Here is a 17,184-nt window from a genome sequence, read left to right as displayed (position 1 = left end):
GGCCGGGGGGAAGCTTCGGGCAAGACTTCCGGGGAAACGGTCCGCGTCGCATGACGGAACCACGCGCAACAGGCGCGGCCTTGCCATTGGCGGGGCTTTGCGTCTTCGAGTTCGGCCACAGCGTCGCCGCCCCCTTCGCCGGCCAGATCCTGGGCGACATGGGCGCCGAGGTCATCAAGGTGGAGAAGCCGGCGGGCGATGACGCCCGCCGCTGGGGCCCGCCCTTCCAGGAGGGCGAGAGCGCCATCTTCCAGACGCTGAACCGGGGCAAGCGTTCGCTCTGCCTTGACCTGCGCGACGCGGGTGCGATGGCGCGCCTCAAGGCGCTGGTGCTGGAACGTGGCGACGTGGTGCTGCAGAACATGCGCCCGGGCCAGGCGGAATCCCTGGGGCTGGGCGATGCGGCGCTGCTGGCCATGAAGCCCTCGCTCGTCTGCTGCAATCTCGGCGCCTTCGGCCGCGTGGGGCCGCTCGCGCAGGCGCCGGGCTATGATCCGCTGATGCAGGCCTTTGGCGGCTTGATGAGCGTAACGGGCGAGGCCGGGCGGCCCGCCGTGCGCGTGGGCGTCTCCATGGTGGACATGGGCACGGGCATGTGGGCCGTGATCGGCATCCTGGCCGCGCTTCAGCGCCGCGCCGCCACCGGGAAGGGCGGCGTGGTGGACGTGTCGCTCTTCGAAACGGCAGCGGCCTGGATGAGCGTGCCGGTCGCGCAATTTCTCGCCTCGGGCGAGGCGCCGGAGCGCCAGGGCTCGGGCGCGCAGGGCATCGTCCCCTACCGCGCCTATCGCACCGCCGATGGCGAACTGGTGGTGGCCGCCGGCAATGACGCGCTGTTCCGCGCGCTGGCCCGGGTGCTGGAACGGCCCGAATGGCTGGAGGATGCGCGCTTCGCCACCAACCCCGACCGCGTGGCACACCAGGCGGTGCTCTACCCGCTGATCGAGGCCGAGATGGCCCGTCGCCCCACCGCCGATTGGGTGGCGCGGCTGGACGCGGCCGGCATTCCCTGCGCGCCGGTGCAGGATGTGGGACAGATGCTGGACCACCCGCAGACCCGGGCACTCGGCCTGTTGCAGAACCTGCCCGGCACGGGCGTCCACGCCATCGGCCTGCCCGTGGCCTTCGACGGCGCGCGCCCCGCCCCGCGCGGCCCCGTCCCCGCGCGCGGCGCCGACAACGCCCTGCTGGACGACACCCCCAAGGGAGCTCCCGCATGACCGGACTGACCCAGGCCATCGGCGCCTATGCCGCCAGCGCGCCCCAGGCGCCGCCCGCCGACCTGCTGCCTTTGCTGCGCGCGGCCTTCATCGACACGCTGGGCACCATGGTCGCGGGGCGCGAGGAACCCGCCGTGGCGCTGCTGCGCGCCCATCTGGCCGAGCGCGGCTCCACCGCCGCCGAGGCCTCCGTGCTGCTGGGGGCGGAACGCGCCCATGCGGCCGATGCGGCGCTGGTGAACGGCACGGCGGCGCACGCGCTGGACTATGACGACGTGGCGCTGGGTGGGCACCCGTCCACCGTGCTGGTGCCGGCCATCCTGGCCGAGGCCGAGCGCATCAGTGCTTCCGGCGCGCGCGCCATGGCCGCCTATCTGGTGGGCTATGAGGTCTGGGCCGAACTCATCGCGCGCGAGCCGGACCGGCTGCACGAGAAGGGCTGGCATCCCACCGCCGTCTTCGGGACGGTGGGCGCCGCCGCCGCGCTGGCCGCGCTGCACGGGCTGGACGCGGCGCGGGCCACGCAGGCCGTGGCGCTGGCGGGCAGCCTGGCGGGCGGGCTCGTGGCCAATTTCGGCAGCATGACCAAGCCGCTCCATGCGGGCCGCGCGGCGGCCTCGGCGGTGGAGGCGGTGCGGCTGGCGGCGCGGGGCTTCACCGCCTCGTCCGACGCCATGGAGCATCATGCGGGCTTCCTCGCCGCGCTCTCGCCCAAGGGGCGCGCGGACCGCGACGCGCCGGTCAAGCTGGGCGAGACACTGCGCATCCGCGAGACCGGGCTGAACGTGAAGCGTTACCCCATGTGCTACGCCACCCACCGCACGATTGATGGCGTGCTGGAGCTGGTGGCGCGGCATGATTTGCGCGCGGCGGATGTGGCGGCGGTCGAGGCCCATATCGGCGTGACCCAGGCTTCCATGCTGCGCAACCACGCGCCGCGCACGGGGCTGGAGGCGAAGTTCAGCCTGGAATTCGCCGTGGCCTCGGCGGTCGTGGCGCGCCGCGTGGGCCTCGCGGAACTGACGGATGGCTTCGTGGCCCGGCCGGAGGTGCGCGCCCTCTTTCCCAAGCTGCGGATCACGACGCGCGACACGCGCTGCCCGTTGGAACCCGCCTTCGCCGAGACGGACCGCGTGGTGGTCCACACGACGCGCGGCGATGTGCTGGACAGCGGCGAAATCCGCTTCCCGCGCGGCGCCGCGCAGAACCCCATGGAGGAAGCCGAATTGCACGCGAAATTCGCCGATTGCACCCGCGGCTGGAATGGCGGCGGCGCGCTGCTGGACCAACTTTCCCGGCTGGAGACCCTGCCCGCCTTGGCCGCGCTGGGCGGAGGCCGCGCATGAGTGCCGATGATTTCGCCGCGCGCGTGGCGCGGGTGCGCGAGGAATGGCTCGGCCGCAGCTGGACCATCGAGGATGACGTCACACCCGCCGTGATGCGCCGCATCGCCGCCATGCTGGACATGGACCCGAGCGCCTTCCCGAGCGGGGCCGAGGTGCCGGCGCATTGGTTCAGCCTCTTCTGCGCCGAGAGCGCGCGGCAGGGCGAGATCGGCGCCGATGGCCACCCTGAGCCTGGCGTGGTGCTGCCGCCCATCCCCCTGCCCCGCCGCATGGGCGCGGGGCGGCGCGTGCAGCTGCAGGGCGGCTTCCGCGTGGGCGAGGTGCTGACCAAGCGCGCCGAGGTGGCCGTGATCGAGCCCAAGCAGGCGCGCACCGGCACCATCTGCGTGCTGACCATGCGCCACACCTTCACCGTGGGCGACCGTCCGGTGGCGGTGGACGAGTTCGACGCGCTCTACCGCGAGGCGGTGGCGCCCGGCGCGGCCTCGCCCGTCAATGCCGGCCAGCCCGCGCCGACCGACGCCGCCTGGAGCCAGGTGCAGCACCTGCCGAGCACGCTGGTGTTCCGCTATTCCGCCATCACCTGGAACGCGCACCGCATCCATTACGACGCGGATTATGCGCGCGAGGTCGAGGGCTATCCCGCCCTGGTGCAAAATGGCGGGCTGACCATGCAGCTGCTGCTGGACGCCGCCATGGCGCGGACGGGCGGGCGGCGGCTCGCTTCCTTCACCGCGCGGCTGACGCGGCCCATCTCGGTGGGCGACACGGTGACGCTCGCGGGTGGCGCGGTGGCGGGCGATGCCATGTCGGCCTGGGTGGCCGATGCCGGGGGCGCCCTCTGCGCGCAGATGGAACTGCACTTCGCATGAGCGGGCCGCTCGACGGCGTGCGGGTGGTGGACCTGACCACCGTGGTCGTCGGGCCCATCGCCACGCGGACGCTCGCCGATCAGGGCGCCGAGGTGATCAAGGTGGAGGCGCCGGGCGGCGACATCCTGCGCTACCTCGCCGCCGGCAGCCGCTCACCGGCCATGAGCGGCAAGTTCATCAACTTCAACCGCAACAAGCGCAGCATCGGCCTCGACATCAAACAGCCCGAGGGCGCGGCGGCGCTGCGCGCGCTGCTGGCGCGGGCGGATGTCTTCGTGACCAATGTGCGCCCGGCGGGGCTGGAGCGCGCGGGGCTGGACCACGCCACGCTCTCGGCGCTGAACCCGCGGCTGATCCATTGCTCCATCCAGGCCTTCGGCCGCGGCGGGCCCTATTTCAACCGGCCGGCCTATGACCCCGTGATCCAGTCGCTCTCCGGTGTGGCGGGCGCCTTCGAGCGTTCCACGGGCGAGCCGCGCTTCGTGCCCATGGTGATGACCGACCACATCGCGGGCCTGATCGCGGCGCAATGCATCGGCTTCGCGCTGTATCGGCGCGAGCGCACGGGCGTGGGCGAGGCCGTCGAGGTGCCCATGTTCGAGAACATGGCGAGCTTCGTCGCCAGCGAGCATCTGGGCGCGGCGACCTTCGAACCGCCCCTCGGCCCCGCCGGCGATGAGCGGCTGCTCAGCCCCTATTACCGCCCGCTGCCGACGAAGGACGGCTTCATCACCGCCCACCCGAACGACAACCGCCAGGCCTTCGCCTTCTTCGCCGCCATCGGGAAACCGGAGCTTCGGGACGACTCGCGCTTCAACACGCCCAAGGCGCGCAGCGAGAACGCCGCCGCCTTCTTCGAACTGCGCGCGGCGGCGCTGCGCGAGAAGACCACGGCGGAATGGCTGGATATCCTCGCCGCCGCCGACGTGCCCGCCGCGCGCTACAACCGCATCGAGGATTTGCTCGACGACCCGCACCTGTCGGAAGTCGGCTTCTGGGAAGAGGACGACCACCCGACCGAAGGCCGTATCCGCCGCACCCGCATTGCCAACCGCTTCAGCGGCGGCATGCGCGAGGAGACCATCCCCGCCCCGCGCCTCGGCCGCGACACGGCCGAGATCCTGCGCGAACTGGGCCATGACGAGGAGAGCATCGCCACCATGATGAAGACCGGCGCCGCCTTCAGCGAGGAGGCGTGATGCCCGCCCCCAACTGGCGTTCCCTTCTGTTCGTGCCCGTCACGGCGGAGAAATTCGTGGCGCGCGCCCACACGCGCGGCGCGGATGTGATCATCCTCGATCTCGAGGACAGCATCCCGCCCAACGGCAAGGAGGCAGCCCGCGCCGCCCTGCCGGCCGCCGCGCGCCAGGTGCGCGGCGGCGGCGTCGAGGTCTGCGTGCGGATCAATCGCCCGCTGGAACTGGCCATCCCCGACATCCAGGCCGCCGTGATGCCCGAGGTCACGGCACTGATGCTGCCCAAGGCCATGGGCCCCGAGCATGTCCGGCTGCTGGAAGAGGTGGTGGCGGCGCGCGAGGCCGCGCTGGGAATGCCGGACGGCCACACCCGCCTCATCCCGGTGGTGGAGACGGCGGAATCCCTTCCCCTGCTGCCCGAGATCGCGCGCGCCAGCCCGCGCGTGGCGGCCATCGGCGTCGGCGCCGAGGATCTCTGCACCGAGCTGGAGGCCGAGCCGGGCGCCGATGCGCTCTACGCCTTCGGCATGCAGGTGGTGGCGGCGGCGCGGGCGGCGGGGGTGCTGCCCATGGGCTCGGTCGGCGCCTTCGCGGATTTCTCGGATTTGGAGGCCTATCGCGCCTCGCTGCGGCGGTCGCGCCGGCTGGGTTTCGGCTGCGCGGCCTGCATCCACCCCTCGCAGGTGGCGCCGATCAATGAGGAATACGGCCCCTCGCCGGCCGAGGTGGAACGCGCGCGGCGCCTGATCGCCGCCTTCGACACCGCGATCGCGGAAGGCAAGGGCGCCGTGGCCTTCGAGGGGCAGATGATCGACCTGCCGGTGGTGGACCGCGCGCGGAAGGTGCTGGCGCGCGCGCGATAACCTGTCCCCGTCACTTCCGGCGCCGGCCCGGATGGTGCAAGCGTCGGCGCACCATGCGTCATCCGCCATCCGCCCCGGTCCTTGCGGGATGATCGGCCTTGTTCTCGTCGCCCTGGGCGGTGCCCTCGGGGCCTGCGCGCGTTTCTGGCTCTCCGGCGTCATCGCCCGCCGCCTGGGCGAGAGGTTTCCCTGGGGCACGCTGGTGGTGAATGTCAGCGGCGCGGCGATGATCGGGCTGCTGGCCGCGGCCTTCCTGCACGCGGAGGGTGTGGCCGAGGGCTGGCGCGAGACCTGGCTGCTGCTCGTGATCGGCATCCTGGGCAGTTACACCACCGTCTCCTCCTTCAGCCTGCAGACGCTGGCCCTGCTGCACGCCGGCGAGGGCGGGCGGGCGGCGTGGAACGTCATGGGCTCGCTCGGCCTGTGCTTGGCGGCGGCCCTGGCCGGTCACCGGGCCGGGCTGCTTCTGTCCGGGGGCTGAACGGATGGCACCGGGGCCCCGTCTCTATCTCGCCATCGCGCTCGGCGGCGCGCTGGGTTCGGTGGCGCGCCATCTCTGCGCCCTGGCCGGGATCGCGCTGCTGGGGCCGGCCTTTCCCTTCGCCACGCTGGGGGTGAACGTGGCGGGCTCCTTCCTGATCGGCCTCTACGCCGCGCTGACCGGGCCCGATGGCCGCCTCTTCGCGACACCCGCCATGCGCCACGGCGTGATGGCGGGGTTCTGCGGCGGCTTCACCACCTTCTCGGTCTTCAGCCTGGAGAGCATCCGGCTGCTCGAAGCCGGGCAATGGGCGCTCGCCCTGGGCTATGTGGCGGTCTCCGCCGCGACATGGCTGGCCGGCGCCTGGCTCGGAGACCGCCTGGGCCAGCGCATGAACGGCCGCCCAACAGGTTGATCAGGGGCGCGAACACCGCCCCCGCCCACGGACAATGGCGCCTTACGTCGGCTGCACACCCGCCGCCCTGAGCAGGCGCGTGTAGTTCTCGATACCGGACTGCACCAGGGCCATCACCTGCGCGCTGGTCTCATAGCCGGGGCGGGCCGCGACGCCCGTCATCTCGTTCACCCGCTCGGCGCTGCGATGGATGGCCTGGCGGAAGGCCTCGCTCAGTGCGGCCAGCGCCGCGGGGGGCGTGCGCTTCGGCGCCAGGATGGGGAAGAACTCCTCATGGATCACGCCGGGCATGCCCGCCTGCGGGGCGCTAGGCACGTCCGGCAGGGCGGGGCTGCGTTCCTCCGCCAGCACCGCCAGGGCGCGCAGGGCGCCGCCGCGCACCTGGGCGATGGCGGAGGCCATGGTCGGCGTGCCGAAATGCGCCTCGCCCGAGACCAGCGCCGCGATGCCGGGGCCGCCGCCGCGGTAATGCACCGTCTCGGCCTGCACGTTCATCCGCGCCATCAGCACCAGGCCGCCGATATGCGGGCCGCTGCCGGGCCCGGCCGAGGCGTAGTTCAGCCGGCCGGGATTGGCGCGCAGAAGGGCCAGGAACTCCTCGGCCGTGCGCGCCTGCACGGCGGCATTCACCACGAGCAGATGCGGCGAGAAGCCGGCCACCGCCACCCCCTCGAAATCGCCCATGGTGTCATAGGGCAGGTTGGCGACGACGGCCGGCAGGGTGGCGAGGGAGCTGTTGATCAGCACCGTATGCCCATCGGCCGGCGCACGCGCCGCCGCCTCGGTGCCGATGACGCTGCCCGCGCCGGCGCGGTTCTCGATGAGGACGGGCTGGCCCAGGATCTGGCTGGCGGGCTCGGCGATGATGCGGGCCAGGATGTCGTTGGACCCGCCAGGTGCCGCGGGCACGATGAGGCGCACGGGCCGCGCCGGCCGCCAGCCGGAACTTCCCTGCGCCCGCACGAGGCCGGGCGCCGAAAGGCCCGCGAGGCCGAGGGCAAGGGTGGAGCGACGATGGAACTTCATGGACGTTTCCCCAGTCATGGCTTCGGCGTGATCGCCGTGCCTTGGTCTTGAACCGGATGCCGGCCCTGGGGCGTGATCACCATTCGCCGATCACGCCCCAGGCTTTGCCGAGCGGCTGATTCACGCCTCCGGCGATTCCGCCGCAGACGATCAGACGCCAGATGGGGCGAGGAAAGCCTCGGCCGACAATTCCTTGTTGGCCGTCACGTTCGCGCGAAGTCGGCGCTGGATCAAGCGCGGCACGCCGGGGTTCATGCCCGCCGGGTGCGACGCCGGGTCCGGGGTCCGCCAAGGCCCCGGGGCTTCATGGGGGGGCGAGGCCTCACGGCCTCACCGCATGGCGGGACCAGGCATGAGGCCGCGCGGCACCGCCACCTCGCCCTGCATCAGCCGGCGCGCGGTGCGGAACACCACGGCGCTTTCGGCATGCGGCGCGCCATCGGCGCCGACGCGCAGTTCCGCCCCCACGCTGACGAGACCCGAGGGGTGGGCCACCCGCACCTCCTCCGCCTGCAAGGTGCCCGGGCGGGCCAGCAGCGCCGCCACCGTGCCCGGTACGCGGCAGGCGATGCCGAGTGCGAGCCCTCCCGTCATCGGCACGGCGCGGTGCACGCGCTCCATGGAGAGCATCCGCACCGCGATGTCCTGCGCCTCGGCCGCGATGGTGCTGCCATCCAGCGCGCGCGCGGCCACGGGCGAAGCGAGCAGCGCGATGCGGGGCGCGGCGAGGGGGACGGCATCGGGCGTGGCCGCGAGGCCCATCCGGACCCCGCCCGCGCGCCGCAGCCGGTCGAGCAGCGCCATCAAACCGGGCTTCGCCTCGATCTCGTCCGGCGTCTCGGCGCCGGTCAGGCCGAGATCCTCCGCCGGCACGAACATGGCGGGGCTGGCGGCGTCAATCAGGCTGGCGCGGACGGGGGGCGCGCCCTCCACCTCGATCATGTCCAGCGCCGCGCCGCTCGGCAGCAGGCCGCTTCCGCGCGTGCCGCCGGGGTTCAGGAAATCGAGCCGCACCCTGGCACCGGTGCCCGAGACGCCCGCGATGGCGTAGTCGCCCTGCGTCACCGCGCGGCCGCCCCGCACCGGGAAGCGCGCATGGATGATGCGGCGCGTGTTGACCTGGTGGATGCGGACCAGCGCCTCGGGTCCGTCCTCCACGCGCACCAGCCCCTCATCCACCGCGAAGGGGCCGACGGCCGAGGAGAGGTTGCCGCAATTGGCCGACCAATCCACCTCCGGCCGGTCCACCGCCACCTGGGCGAAGGTGTAGTCCACATCGGCTTCCGGGTGCGTGGGCGGGCCGATCACCACCGCCTTGGACAGGGAGGAGATGCCGCCCCCATCCCGTTGATCTGCCGCCCATAGGGGTCGGGGCTGCCCAGCACGGCCAGCAGGATGGGGTCGAGCACCGCGCGGTCGGCCGGCAGGTCGGCCGCGTGGAAGAAGACGCCCTTGCTGGAGCCGCCCCGCATGAAGACGGCGCGGAGGAAATCCTGGCTCATGCGGCCTCCCGCACCAGGGAGGCGCGCAGCACGCGGGGCAGGATGCCGCCGGCGCGGAAGCATTCGGCCTCGAAGGGGGTGTCCAGGCGGCAGCGCAGGATCAGTTCCTCCACGCGCCCATCGGCCCGGTGCAGGCGCGCGGGCAGGCCGGCGCCGGGCTCGGGCGCGGGGTGGATGCCCGCGATGTCCCAGCGCTCGGTCCCGTCCAGGCCCAGCGTCTCCACCGTGACCCCCGCGGGCAGTTCCAGCGGCAGCACGCCCATATAGACCAGGTTCGCGCGGTGGATGCGCTCGAAGCCGTTGGCGATCACGGCGCGCACCCCCAGCAGCAGCGTGCCCTTGGCCGCCCAGTCGCGCGAGGAGCCCGCGCCGTAGTCCTGGCCGGCCACCACCACCAGCGGCACGCCCTCGGCGGCATAGCGTTCGGCGGCCTCATGGACGGGCAGGATTTCGCCGGAGGGTTCATGCCGCGTCCAGCCGCCCGCGCGCCCGCCCGCCAGCCGGTTCTGGATGCGGATGTTGGCGAAGGTGCCGCGGATCATCACCTCGTGCTTCACGCGGCGCGCGGCGAAGGAGTTGAACTCGGCGGGCGGCACGCCCAGCGACATCAGATACTGCCCCGCCGCCGAACCGGGCGTGATGATGCCCACCGGCGAGATGTGGTCGGTCGTGATGGAATCCCCCAGCAGCGCCAGGGCCCGCGCACCGGTGATGTCGGGGATGGCCGCCGCCTCGCGCGGGACCTCGCGCAGGAAGGGCGGTTCGTTGAGGTAGAGGCTCTCGCCCTCCCAGGGGAAGGTGTCGCCCTGGGGGCTGGGCAGTGCCTCCCAGCGGGCATCGCCCTGGAAGACGGTGGCGTAGCGATTGGTGAAGCGGGGCGCGTTCAGCGCCACGGCGGCGGCCTGAGCGATCTCCTCGGGGCTCGGCCAGATATCGGCGAGGAAGACGGGCTTGCCGTCCCGGTCGGTGCCCAGCGCCTCGCGCGTCATGTCGATCCGCACCGTGCCGGCCAGCGCATGGGCCACGACCAGGGGCGGGCTCATGATGTAGTTCGCCTTCGCCTGGGTGTGGATGCGGCCTTCGAAGTTGCGGTTGCCGGACAGCACGGCGACGGCGGTGGTCTGCCCGGCCTCGATGGCGGCCTCGGTCTCGGGCGGCAGGGGGCCGGAATTGCCCATGCAGGTGGTGCAGCCGAAGCCGATCAGGTGGAAGCCCAGCGCGTCCAGCGGCGCCTGCAGCCCCGTGGCCTCCAGGTAATCCGCCACCACGCGCGAGCCGGGGGCAAGCGAGGTCTTCACCCATGGCTTCGCGGTAAGGCCGCGCGCCACCGCCTTGCGCGCCAGCAGCCCCGCCGCGAGCATGTTCTGCGCGTTGGAGGTGTTGGTGCAGGAGGTGATGGCCGCGATCACCACCGCGCCGTCGGAGAGCCGGCCCGCGGCCTCCGGCGCCGGGGGGAAGGCCGCCTCGAAGCTGTCGCGGATGCGGGGCAGCGCCACGCGGTCCTGCGGGCGGCGGGGGCCGGCGGCGCTGGGCTCGACCTCGGAGAGGTCAATCTCCACCACCTCGGCATAGTCGGGCTGGACGCCCGCCGCGTCGTGCCAGAGACCCTGCATGCGGCAATAGCTCTCGACCAGGTGCGCATGGTCGCCGCCGCGGCCGGTCATCTCCAGGAAAGAAATGGTCTGCGCGTCCACCGGGAAGAAGCCCATGGTGGCGCCGTATTCGGGCGCCATGTTGGCGAGCGTCGCCCGGTCGAAGACGTTCAGCGCGGCAAGGCCGGGGCCGAAGAACTCCACATAGGTCGCGACCACACCCACGGCGCGCAGCTTCTGCGTCACCATCAGCACGGCGTCGGTCGCGGTGACGCCGCGGGGCAGCGCGCCCGTGAGGCGGCAGCCCACCACGCGCGGCAGGACGATGCCGATGGGTTGGCCCAGGATGGCGGCCGCCGCCTCGATGCCGCCCACCCCCAGCCGAAGACGCCGATCGCGTTGATCATGGGCGTGTGGCTGTCGGTGCCCAGCAGCGTCTCCGGGAAGGCCCAGCGCTGGTTGCCGCGCGTCTCGGTCCAGACGCAGCGGGCGAAGCTTTCGAGGTTCACCTGGTGCAGGATGCCGTTGCCCGGCGGCACCACGCGGAAATTGTCGAACGCGCCCTGGCACCAGCGCAGGAAGCGGTAGCGCTCCGCGTTGCGTTCATATTCCAGGTCGAGGTTGCGCTGCGCCGCATCCGGGCTGCCGGCGTGGTCCACCATGATGGAATGGTCCACCACCATGTCCGCCGGCACGCGCGGGTTGATGCGGCGGGGGTCACCGCCGGCGCGCACCACCGCGTCGCGCAGCGCGGCGAGGTCGGCCATGGCGGGCAGGCCGCCGCTGTCGTTCATCACGACGCGGGTGGGGTGGTAGGGCACCTCCTGCCCCACCGCGCCCGCCTCGCCCCATGTCTTCAGCGCCGCGAGCTGGGGCGCGCCGATGACCAGCCCGTCCTCGTGCCGCAGCACATTTTCCGCCAGCACCTTGAGGCTGCGCGGCAGGCGTGAGAGCGGGCCCGCCCCCGCGGCCTCGGCCGCCTCCAGGCTCATCACCCGCCACACATGCTCGCCGAGCCGGATGTCGCGCCTGGCGCCCAGGCTGTCGCGTTCCGCCGCCATGTTTCTCTCCCCGGTGTTGTTCAGGCGCCGTAGCGCGCGTCGCGCTCGAGCCAGTGATGCGTGCCGATGATGCGCTCGCGTTCGGTGAAGGAGACCATGCGCTCGGCCATGGCCATGCTGGTGCCGTCCCGCGCGATGGCCGCGAGCGTCGCGCGCATGGCGTGGATGGCGGCGCGCTGCAGGTCGGAGGGGATGATGACGATGCCATAGCCCATGCGCGCCAGCTCCTCCGCCGGCACGATGGGCGTCTTGCCGCCATGGAACATGTTCATGAGCTTGGGGCCCGGCACCTCGCGCGCGATGCGCTCGATCTGCTCCAGGCTGGTCGGGGCCTCGACGAAGATCACGTCCGCGCCCGCCTCGCGATAGGCGTGGGCGCGCGCCAGGGCACCGTCCAGCCCCTCCACGGCAATGGCATCGGTGCGCGCGATCAGCACGAAATCGGGGTCGCGCGCCGCGTCGCGGGCGGCGCGCAGCTTGCCCGCCATCTCGGCGATGGAGACCAGCGACTTGTCCTCGTAATGCCCGCAGCGCTTGGGAAACTGCTGGTCCTCGAGATGGATCGCCGCCACGCCCGCGCGCTCGAAGGCCTGCATTGCGCGCTGGGTGTTCAGCGCATTGCCATAGCCGGTATCGGCATCGGCGATGACGGGGATGTCCACCGCGTCGCACATCGCGGCCACGCGCTCCACCACCTGCTCCATGCCGAGCAGGCCGAGGTCGGGCACACCCAGGCTGCGCGCGATGGCGCCGCCGCTGGCGTAGAGGGCGGGGAAGCCGGCCTCCGCCACCAGCCTTGCCGAAAGCCCGTCATAGGCGCCCGGCGCCACGGTGGGCAGGCCCTGGGCCAGGCGGGCGCGCAGCCGCGCCCCGGGTGATGCGGTCATGCCTCTTCCTCCCTCGTGTCATGGGGCCTTCCGGCCAGCAGGCTCGCATGCATGACGGCGCGCGCGGCCGCGATGTGGCGGCGCGTGAGCAGTTCGGCCAGCTCGCCGTCATGGTCGGCAATGGCGTCGGTGATGCGGCGGTGTTCCTCGGCCGCGCGGGCGCCGCGCCCGGCCGCGATGCGCGTGCCGTGGTTCCAGTTGCGGATGAGGCGGTAGAGGTCGCTCTCCAGGATGGCCAGGATGCGCGCGCTGCCGGAAAGCCGCGCCACCTCGGCATGGAAGCGCCGGTTGGTGCCGCGCGGATCCTCCTCCTCCTCGCGCAGGATGGCGCGCAGGCGGGCGATGTCGGCCGGTGTCGCGCGTTCGGCGGCGAGCCGCGCGGCCATGCCCTCCAGCGGTTCCCGCGCGATGAAAAGGTCGAGGATTTCCGCGGCCGAAAGCCGCACCGCCGTCACCCCCGCGCGCGGGCGGCGGCGCACCAGGCCGCGTTCCTCCAATTGCCGCACCGCCTCGCGCAGCGGGCCGCGGCTGATGCCGAGGCGGCGGGAGAGATCGGGCTCGCTCAGCTTGGCGCCGGGGGGGATGTCGCCGCGGATGATGGCCTCCGCCAGGTGGCGATAGGCAAGGTCGGAAAGCGGCGCCCCATCGGCATTTGTCGACAGAATGGGCGGCTCAGGAAAAGGCGGGACATCAGCAGGCTTCACGCCCCCAGTATTCGCGCGCCCCGCATCCAGGTCAACAAGCCACGGACAATGGCTGGTTTGACAGGAATTCCACGTGGCGGTTAGCCTTCCGGCGCAAGAAATGTCCTGGCCGCCGAGAAGGCCAGGATTGTCAACAAACTGGCGACATAGATCGCCGGGAAAGGGAGCCCCCATGGTCCAGCTGCCCCGCCGCAACCTTCTCGCCGCCGGTGGCGGCCTGGCGCTTGCCGGGACGGCCCAGGCGCAGGCCGCCTGGCCCGTCCGTCCCATCACCTTCATCTGCGGCTTCGGTCCCGGCGGCAGCGCGGACCGCACCGCCCGCGGCATCGCGCAGTTCCTGGCGCCGGAGCTGGGCCAGCCCATCACCGTGGTGAACCGGCCGGGTGCCGGCGGGCAGGTGGCGGCGGCCTTCGTGCGCACCCAGCCCGATGACGGCTACACCATGCTGGCCACCGCCATGTCGCCCTACATGCAGACCAGCATCATCCACACCCGCGCGCCCTACACGCTGGACGACTTCGCCTTCGTGAACGCGCAATGGTCGGACTGGGAACTCATCGCCGCCAAGCGCGACATCGGCGTGGACAGCCTGGCGGCGCTGATGGCCTCCATCCGCGACAATCCGGGGCGGCACAGCGTCAGCGTGGTGCCCTCCTCGGGCGGGCAGCTCAATGTCTACATCCTGCTCGATGCCCTGCAGATCCCGGCGCGCAACCTGCGCATCGTCACCTATGACAGCGGGGCGGCGGCGCGCGCGGCGGCGGCGGGCGGACAGGTGGACTTCACCATCCTGGGCGGTGACGGCAGCGCCGGCATCCGCGAACTGGTGCGGCCGCTCGCCGTCATCCATGACCGCCGCGTGGAGGGCTGGGAGGACGTGCCCACGGTGAACGAGGCGCTGCGCCCGTTGAACGTGGAGGTGCCCATCCTCTCCGGCTCCATCCGCGGCCTCGCCACGCGCGCCAGCTTCCGCACCAGCCACCCCGACCGCTGGCAGAAGCTCGTCAGCGCCTACGAGGCCGCGCTGGCCAAGCCCGAGGCCCAGGCGCATTTCCGCACCAACCGCATCGGCGCCGATTGGGTGGGGCCGGAGCGCACCACGCAGATCATGCGCCAGACCTTCGAGATCATCGAGCGCTACAAGGATGTGGGGCGCTGAACGCCATGGCGGAGGGAGCGGGGCGCCGAGGGCTGGACTGGGGCCATCTGGCCCTGGTCGTGCTCATCGCGGGCGTGGTGGGCCTTTATCTGCATGACGCCATCCAGGCCTCGCCCACCACTGACAACCTCATCCTGATCCTGCCCGCCGCGCTGCTGGCGCTCGGGCTCTGCGCGCTGATCGCCATCGGCATCCTGCGCGGGCGGGCGGCGCGGGGGGATGACGCGCCGCTGGGGCGCGCGCCGGCGCTGATGGGGCTCTTCGCCCTCTACATCATCACCTTGCCGGTCGTGGGCTTCGATGTCGGCAGCGCGGTCTTCGTCGCCGCCGCCCTTCTGGTGGAGGGCGAGCGCCGGCCCGTGCAGCTTCTGGTGGTGCCCGCGGTCTTCGCCGTGCTGGCCACGCTCTCCTTCCGGGCCCTGGTGCCCTACCCCATTCCGACGCTGCTGCTGTGATAGACCTCGCCGCCCTCTCGGGCGCCTTCGGGCTGCTCTTCGCCTCCTATAACCCGTGGCTGCTGATGATTCCGGGGCTGGCCATCGGCCTCGTCTTCGGCTGCGTGCCGGGGTTGCAGACCAGCATGGCCATGGCCGTCTTCCTGCCAACGACGCTGTTCATGGACTTCACCTCGGCCATGTTCTTCCTGACGGCCATCTTCACCGGCGGCATGTTCGGCGGCGGCGTCTCGGCCATCATGATGAACATCCCGGGGACCTCCTCCGCCGTCGCCACCGCCTTCGACGGCTTCCCCATGGCGCGCAACGGCCAGCACGGCGAGGCGCTGGGCATCGCGCTCGCGGCCTCGTGCATCGGCACGGCCATCGGCTATGTCGTGCTGCTGGTGCTCATCAAGCCGCTTTCGGGCCTGGTGCTGGCCATGGGCCCCACCGAGATGTTCATGGTGGCGCTGTGGGGGCTGACGCTCATCGCCTCCCTGCGCGGGTCCCAGATGGCGCGCGGCATCCTGGCCGGCGTCTTCGGCCTGCTGCTGGGCACGGTGGGGATGAGTTCCAACGGGGTGCTGCGCGGCACCATGGGCGTGGATTTCCTGATCGACGGCATCGCGGTGGTGCCGGCCATGATCGGCATGTTCGCGGCCTCCGAACTCTTTGCCATGTCGCAGCGCGGCTACCTGGTGCAGGACAGCGGGCAGCGCACGGTGCGGGTCTCGCGCGTGCTGGCGGGCATGGGCATGGCGCTGCGCCGGCCCGTGACGCTGCTGCGCGGCTCCATCCTGGGCGTGGTGGTGGGCGCGGTGCCGGGCATCGGTTCCTCGGTGTCGAACCTCGTCTCCTATGCCGATGCGCGCCGGCGCGACCCCGAGCCCGAGAGCTTCGGCACCGGGAACCCGACGGGCGTGGTGGCGGCGGAATCCGCCAACAGCAGTTCCGAGGGCGGGTCCATGGTCAGCCTCTTCGCGCTGGGCCTTCCGGGGGGTGGCGGCACGGCGGTGCTGCTGGCCGCCTTCGCCATGCACAACGTGACCGGCGGGCCGCGCTTCCTGACCGACAACGCGGACCTCGTCTACACTATTATTCTCGCCAACATCGCGCAGGCGGTGCTGCTGCTGGGGTGGGGCTGGTGCTGTTGCAGGCGCTGACGCTGATCGTGCGCGTGCGGTTGGCACTTCTGGTGCCCTGCGTCTTCGTGCTGGCGGCCTTCGGCAGCTTCGGCCTGACGGGCGACATGCAGGGGCCCTACACGCTGCTGGTGTTTGCCGGCATCGGCTGGCTGTTCAAGCGCTACGATTATTCCATCCCCGCCGCCGTCATCGGCCTGCTGCTGGGCCGCATGACCGAGGGCGAGTTGCTCCGCAGCTACCAGATTACGGGCGGGGACATCTCCATGGTGCTGGACCGGCCCATCACGCTGGTGCTGGCCGCGCTGCTGGTGCTGTCCATCGTGCTGCCGCCGCTGCTGGCGCGGCGGCGTGCCCGCCGGAAGGCCGCCGCATGACCTGGCTGCTGGGGCCGGAGCCCGAGACGCCCGCGGGGCTGCGCATGGCCGAACTCTGGGCGCGGCCCGGCATCCTGCGCATGCCCGGCGCGCCGCACCCCATGGGCGGCATCCTGGCCAAGCGGGCGGGGTTCGAGGCGCTGTACATCTCGGGCGGCGCCACCTCCTCGCTGCTGGGCCTGCCCGATCTCGGCCTGGTGTCGCTGGAGGAACTCTGCTTCTTCACCCGCGCCACGGTGCGCGCCACGGGCCTGCCCGTGCTGGTGGACGCCGATACGGGTTTCGGCCCGCCGCTCAACGTGATGCGCACGGTGCGGGAGCTGGAGGCGGCGGGCGCGGGCGCCGTGCAGATCGAGGACCAGCACCAGCCCAAGAAATGCGGCCACCTGAATGACAAGAAGCTCTGCGCGCCCGAGGAGATGGCCGAGCGCATCGCCGCCGCCCGCCGCGCCCGCCGGCACCTCCGCATCATGGCGCGCACCGACGCCGTGGCGCAGGAGGGGATCGAGGCCGCCATCGCGCGCGCGCAGCTCTATGTCCGCGCGGGGGCCGATGCGATCTTCCCCGAGGCCCTGGCGCGGGAGGAGGATTTCCGCCGCTTCGCCGCCGCGCTCGACGTGCCGCTGCTGGCCAACATGACGGAGTTCGGCCGCACGCCGATGTTCACCGCCGACCAGTTCGAGGCCTGGGGCTTTCGGATCGTGATCTGGCCCGCCACGGCCTTCCGCGCCGAAGCCGCCACGCTGACGGAGGTCTATGCGACGCTGGCGCGTGACGGCTCCATCGCCGCCATGCTGCCGCGGCTGCAGACGCGCGCGCAGCTCTACGAGGTGCTGGGCTATTCCGAGCATGAGGCGCTGGACGGATCGCTGGTGGCGAGCCGGCTGCCGGGGCTGGAATAGGG

At 72.2% G+C, this 17,184-nt stretch carries 13 protein-coding genes and 3 pseudogenes; 11 read left to right on the top strand and 5 right to left on the bottom strand.

Going from position 1 to position 17,184, the window contains the following annotated elements:
* Window positions 1–50: 50 nt before the first annotated feature.
* From ICW72_RS19115 to ICW72_RS19085, 7 genes are all read left to right on the top strand, one after another.
* A complete protein-coding gene (locus ICW72_RS19115; RefSeq protein WP_191084116.1) occupies window positions 51–1,220 on the top strand; it encodes a CaiB/BaiF CoA transferase family protein in 1,170 nt (389 codons plus the stop codon).
* Window positions 1,217–2,566, top strand: a complete 1,350-nt coding sequence (locus ICW72_RS19110) for an MmgE/PrpD family protein (RefSeq protein ID WP_191084115.1) — start codon at window positions 1,217–1,219, stop codon at window positions 2,564–2,566. The genes ICW72_RS19115 and ICW72_RS19110 overlap by 4 nt, the downstream gene beginning before the upstream one ends.
* Entirely contained in the window at window positions 2,563–3,438 is an 876-nt protein-coding gene (locus tag ICW72_RS19105; protein ID WP_191084114.1) for an FAS1-like dehydratase domain-containing protein, read from the top strand. The genes ICW72_RS19110 and ICW72_RS19105 overlap by 4 nt, the downstream gene beginning before the upstream one ends.
* The gene (locus ICW72_RS19100) at window positions 3,435–4,637 is read left to right on the top strand and encodes a CaiB/BaiF CoA transferase family protein (protein WP_191084113.1); all 1,203 of its coding nucleotides are present in this window, start codon (window positions 3,435–3,437) and stop codon (window positions 4,635–4,637) included. The genes ICW72_RS19105 and ICW72_RS19100 overlap by 4 nt, the downstream gene beginning before the upstream one ends.
* On the top strand, window positions 4,637–5,497 hold the full coding sequence (locus ICW72_RS19095) for an HpcH/HpaI aldolase/citrate lyase family protein (RefSeq protein ID WP_191084112.1): 861 nt from the start codon (window positions 4,637–4,639) through the stop codon (window positions 5,495–5,497). Before ICW72_RS19100 ends, ICW72_RS19095 begins: the two co-directional genes overlap by 1 nt.
* Before the next feature lie 88 nt (window positions 5,498–5,585).
* Window positions 5,586–5,978 carry a fluoride efflux transporter CrcB gene (crcB, locus tag ICW72_RS19090; RefSeq protein WP_191084111.1) on the top strand — a complete coding sequence of 131 codons (393 nt, stop codon included), beginning with the start codon at window positions 5,586–5,588 and terminating at the stop codon, window positions 5,976–5,978.
* A gap of 4 nt (window positions 5,979–5,982) precedes the next feature.
* Window positions 5,983–6,393 carry a fluoride efflux transporter FluC gene (locus ICW72_RS19085; protein WP_191084110.1) on the top strand — a complete coding sequence of 137 codons (411 nt, stop codon included), beginning with the start codon at window positions 5,983–5,985 and terminating at the stop codon, window positions 6,391–6,393.
* Between the two features lie 42 nt (window positions 6,394–6,435).
* On the opposite strand, the gene ICW72_RS19080 is transcribed toward ICW72_RS19085, so the two are convergent.
* The 5 genes and pseudogenes from ICW72_RS19080 to ICW72_RS19060 form a co-directional block, all read right to left on the bottom strand.
* On the bottom strand, window positions 6,436–7,419 hold the full coding sequence (locus tag ICW72_RS19080) for a Bug family tripartite tricarboxylate transporter substrate binding protein (protein ID WP_191084109.1): 984 nt from the start codon (window positions 7,417–7,419) through the stop codon (window positions 6,436–6,438).
* Window positions 7,420–7,749: 330 nt separating this feature from the next.
* Window positions 7,750–8,891 (bottom strand): annotated as a pseudogene (locus tag ICW72_RS19075) (PrpF domain-containing protein).
* A 26-nt stretch (window positions 8,892–8,917) separates the two neighbouring features.
* A pseudogene (gene acnA / locus ICW72_RS19070) lies at window positions 8,918–11,574 on the bottom strand (aconitate hydratase AcnA).
* Window positions 11,575–11,594: 20 nt separating this feature from the next.
* Window positions 11,595–12,461, bottom strand: coding sequence for an isocitrate lyase/PEP mutase family protein (locus ICW72_RS19065; RefSeq protein ID WP_191084108.1), 867 nt, complete (start codon window positions 12,459–12,461; stop codon window positions 11,595–11,597).
* Window positions 12,458–13,165, bottom strand: a complete 708-nt coding sequence (locus tag ICW72_RS19060) for a GntR family transcriptional regulator (RefSeq protein WP_223880692.1) — start codon at window positions 13,163–13,165, stop codon at window positions 12,458–12,460. Before ICW72_RS19060 ends, ICW72_RS19065 begins: the two co-directional genes overlap by 4 nt.
* Before the next feature lie 172 nt (window positions 13,166–13,337).
* Between ICW72_RS19060 and ICW72_RS19055 the strand changes: the two genes are divergently transcribed.
* The 4 genes and pseudogenes from ICW72_RS19055 (at window position 13,338) to prpB (ending at window position 17,182) form a co-directional block, all read left to right on the top strand.
* Complete coding sequence (locus ICW72_RS19055; RefSeq protein ID WP_191084106.1) at window positions 13,338–14,324, top strand: tripartite tricarboxylate transporter substrate binding protein; 987 nt, start codon at window positions 13,338–13,340, stop codon at window positions 14,322–14,324.
* Between the two features lie 5 nt (window positions 14,325–14,329).
* Window positions 14,330–14,779: a tripartite tricarboxylate transporter TctB family protein gene (locus ICW72_RS19050; protein WP_191084105.1), complete on the top strand. Its 450-nt coding sequence runs from the start codon at window positions 14,330–14,332 to the stop codon at window positions 14,777–14,779.
* Window positions 14,780–14,844: 65 nt separating this feature from the next.
* Window positions 14,845–16,280: pseudogene (locus ICW72_RS19045) on the top strand (tripartite tricarboxylate transporter permease).
* Entirely contained in the window at window positions 16,277–17,182 is a 906-nt protein-coding gene (gene prpB / locus ICW72_RS19040; RefSeq protein WP_191084104.1) for a methylisocitrate lyase, read from the top strand. Before ICW72_RS19045 ends, prpB begins: the two are co-directional and overlap by 4 nt.
* Window positions 17,183–17,184 lie beyond the last annotated feature (2 nt).

It is taken from the genome of Roseococcus microcysteis (assembly GCF_014764365.1).
Lineage (GTDB): Bacteria > Pseudomonadota > Alphaproteobacteria > Acetobacterales > Acetobacteraceae > Roseococcus > Roseococcus microcysteis.
Note: the sequence above shows the minus strand (reverse complement) of the source record. Positions and strands in the feature narration are given on the sequence as shown.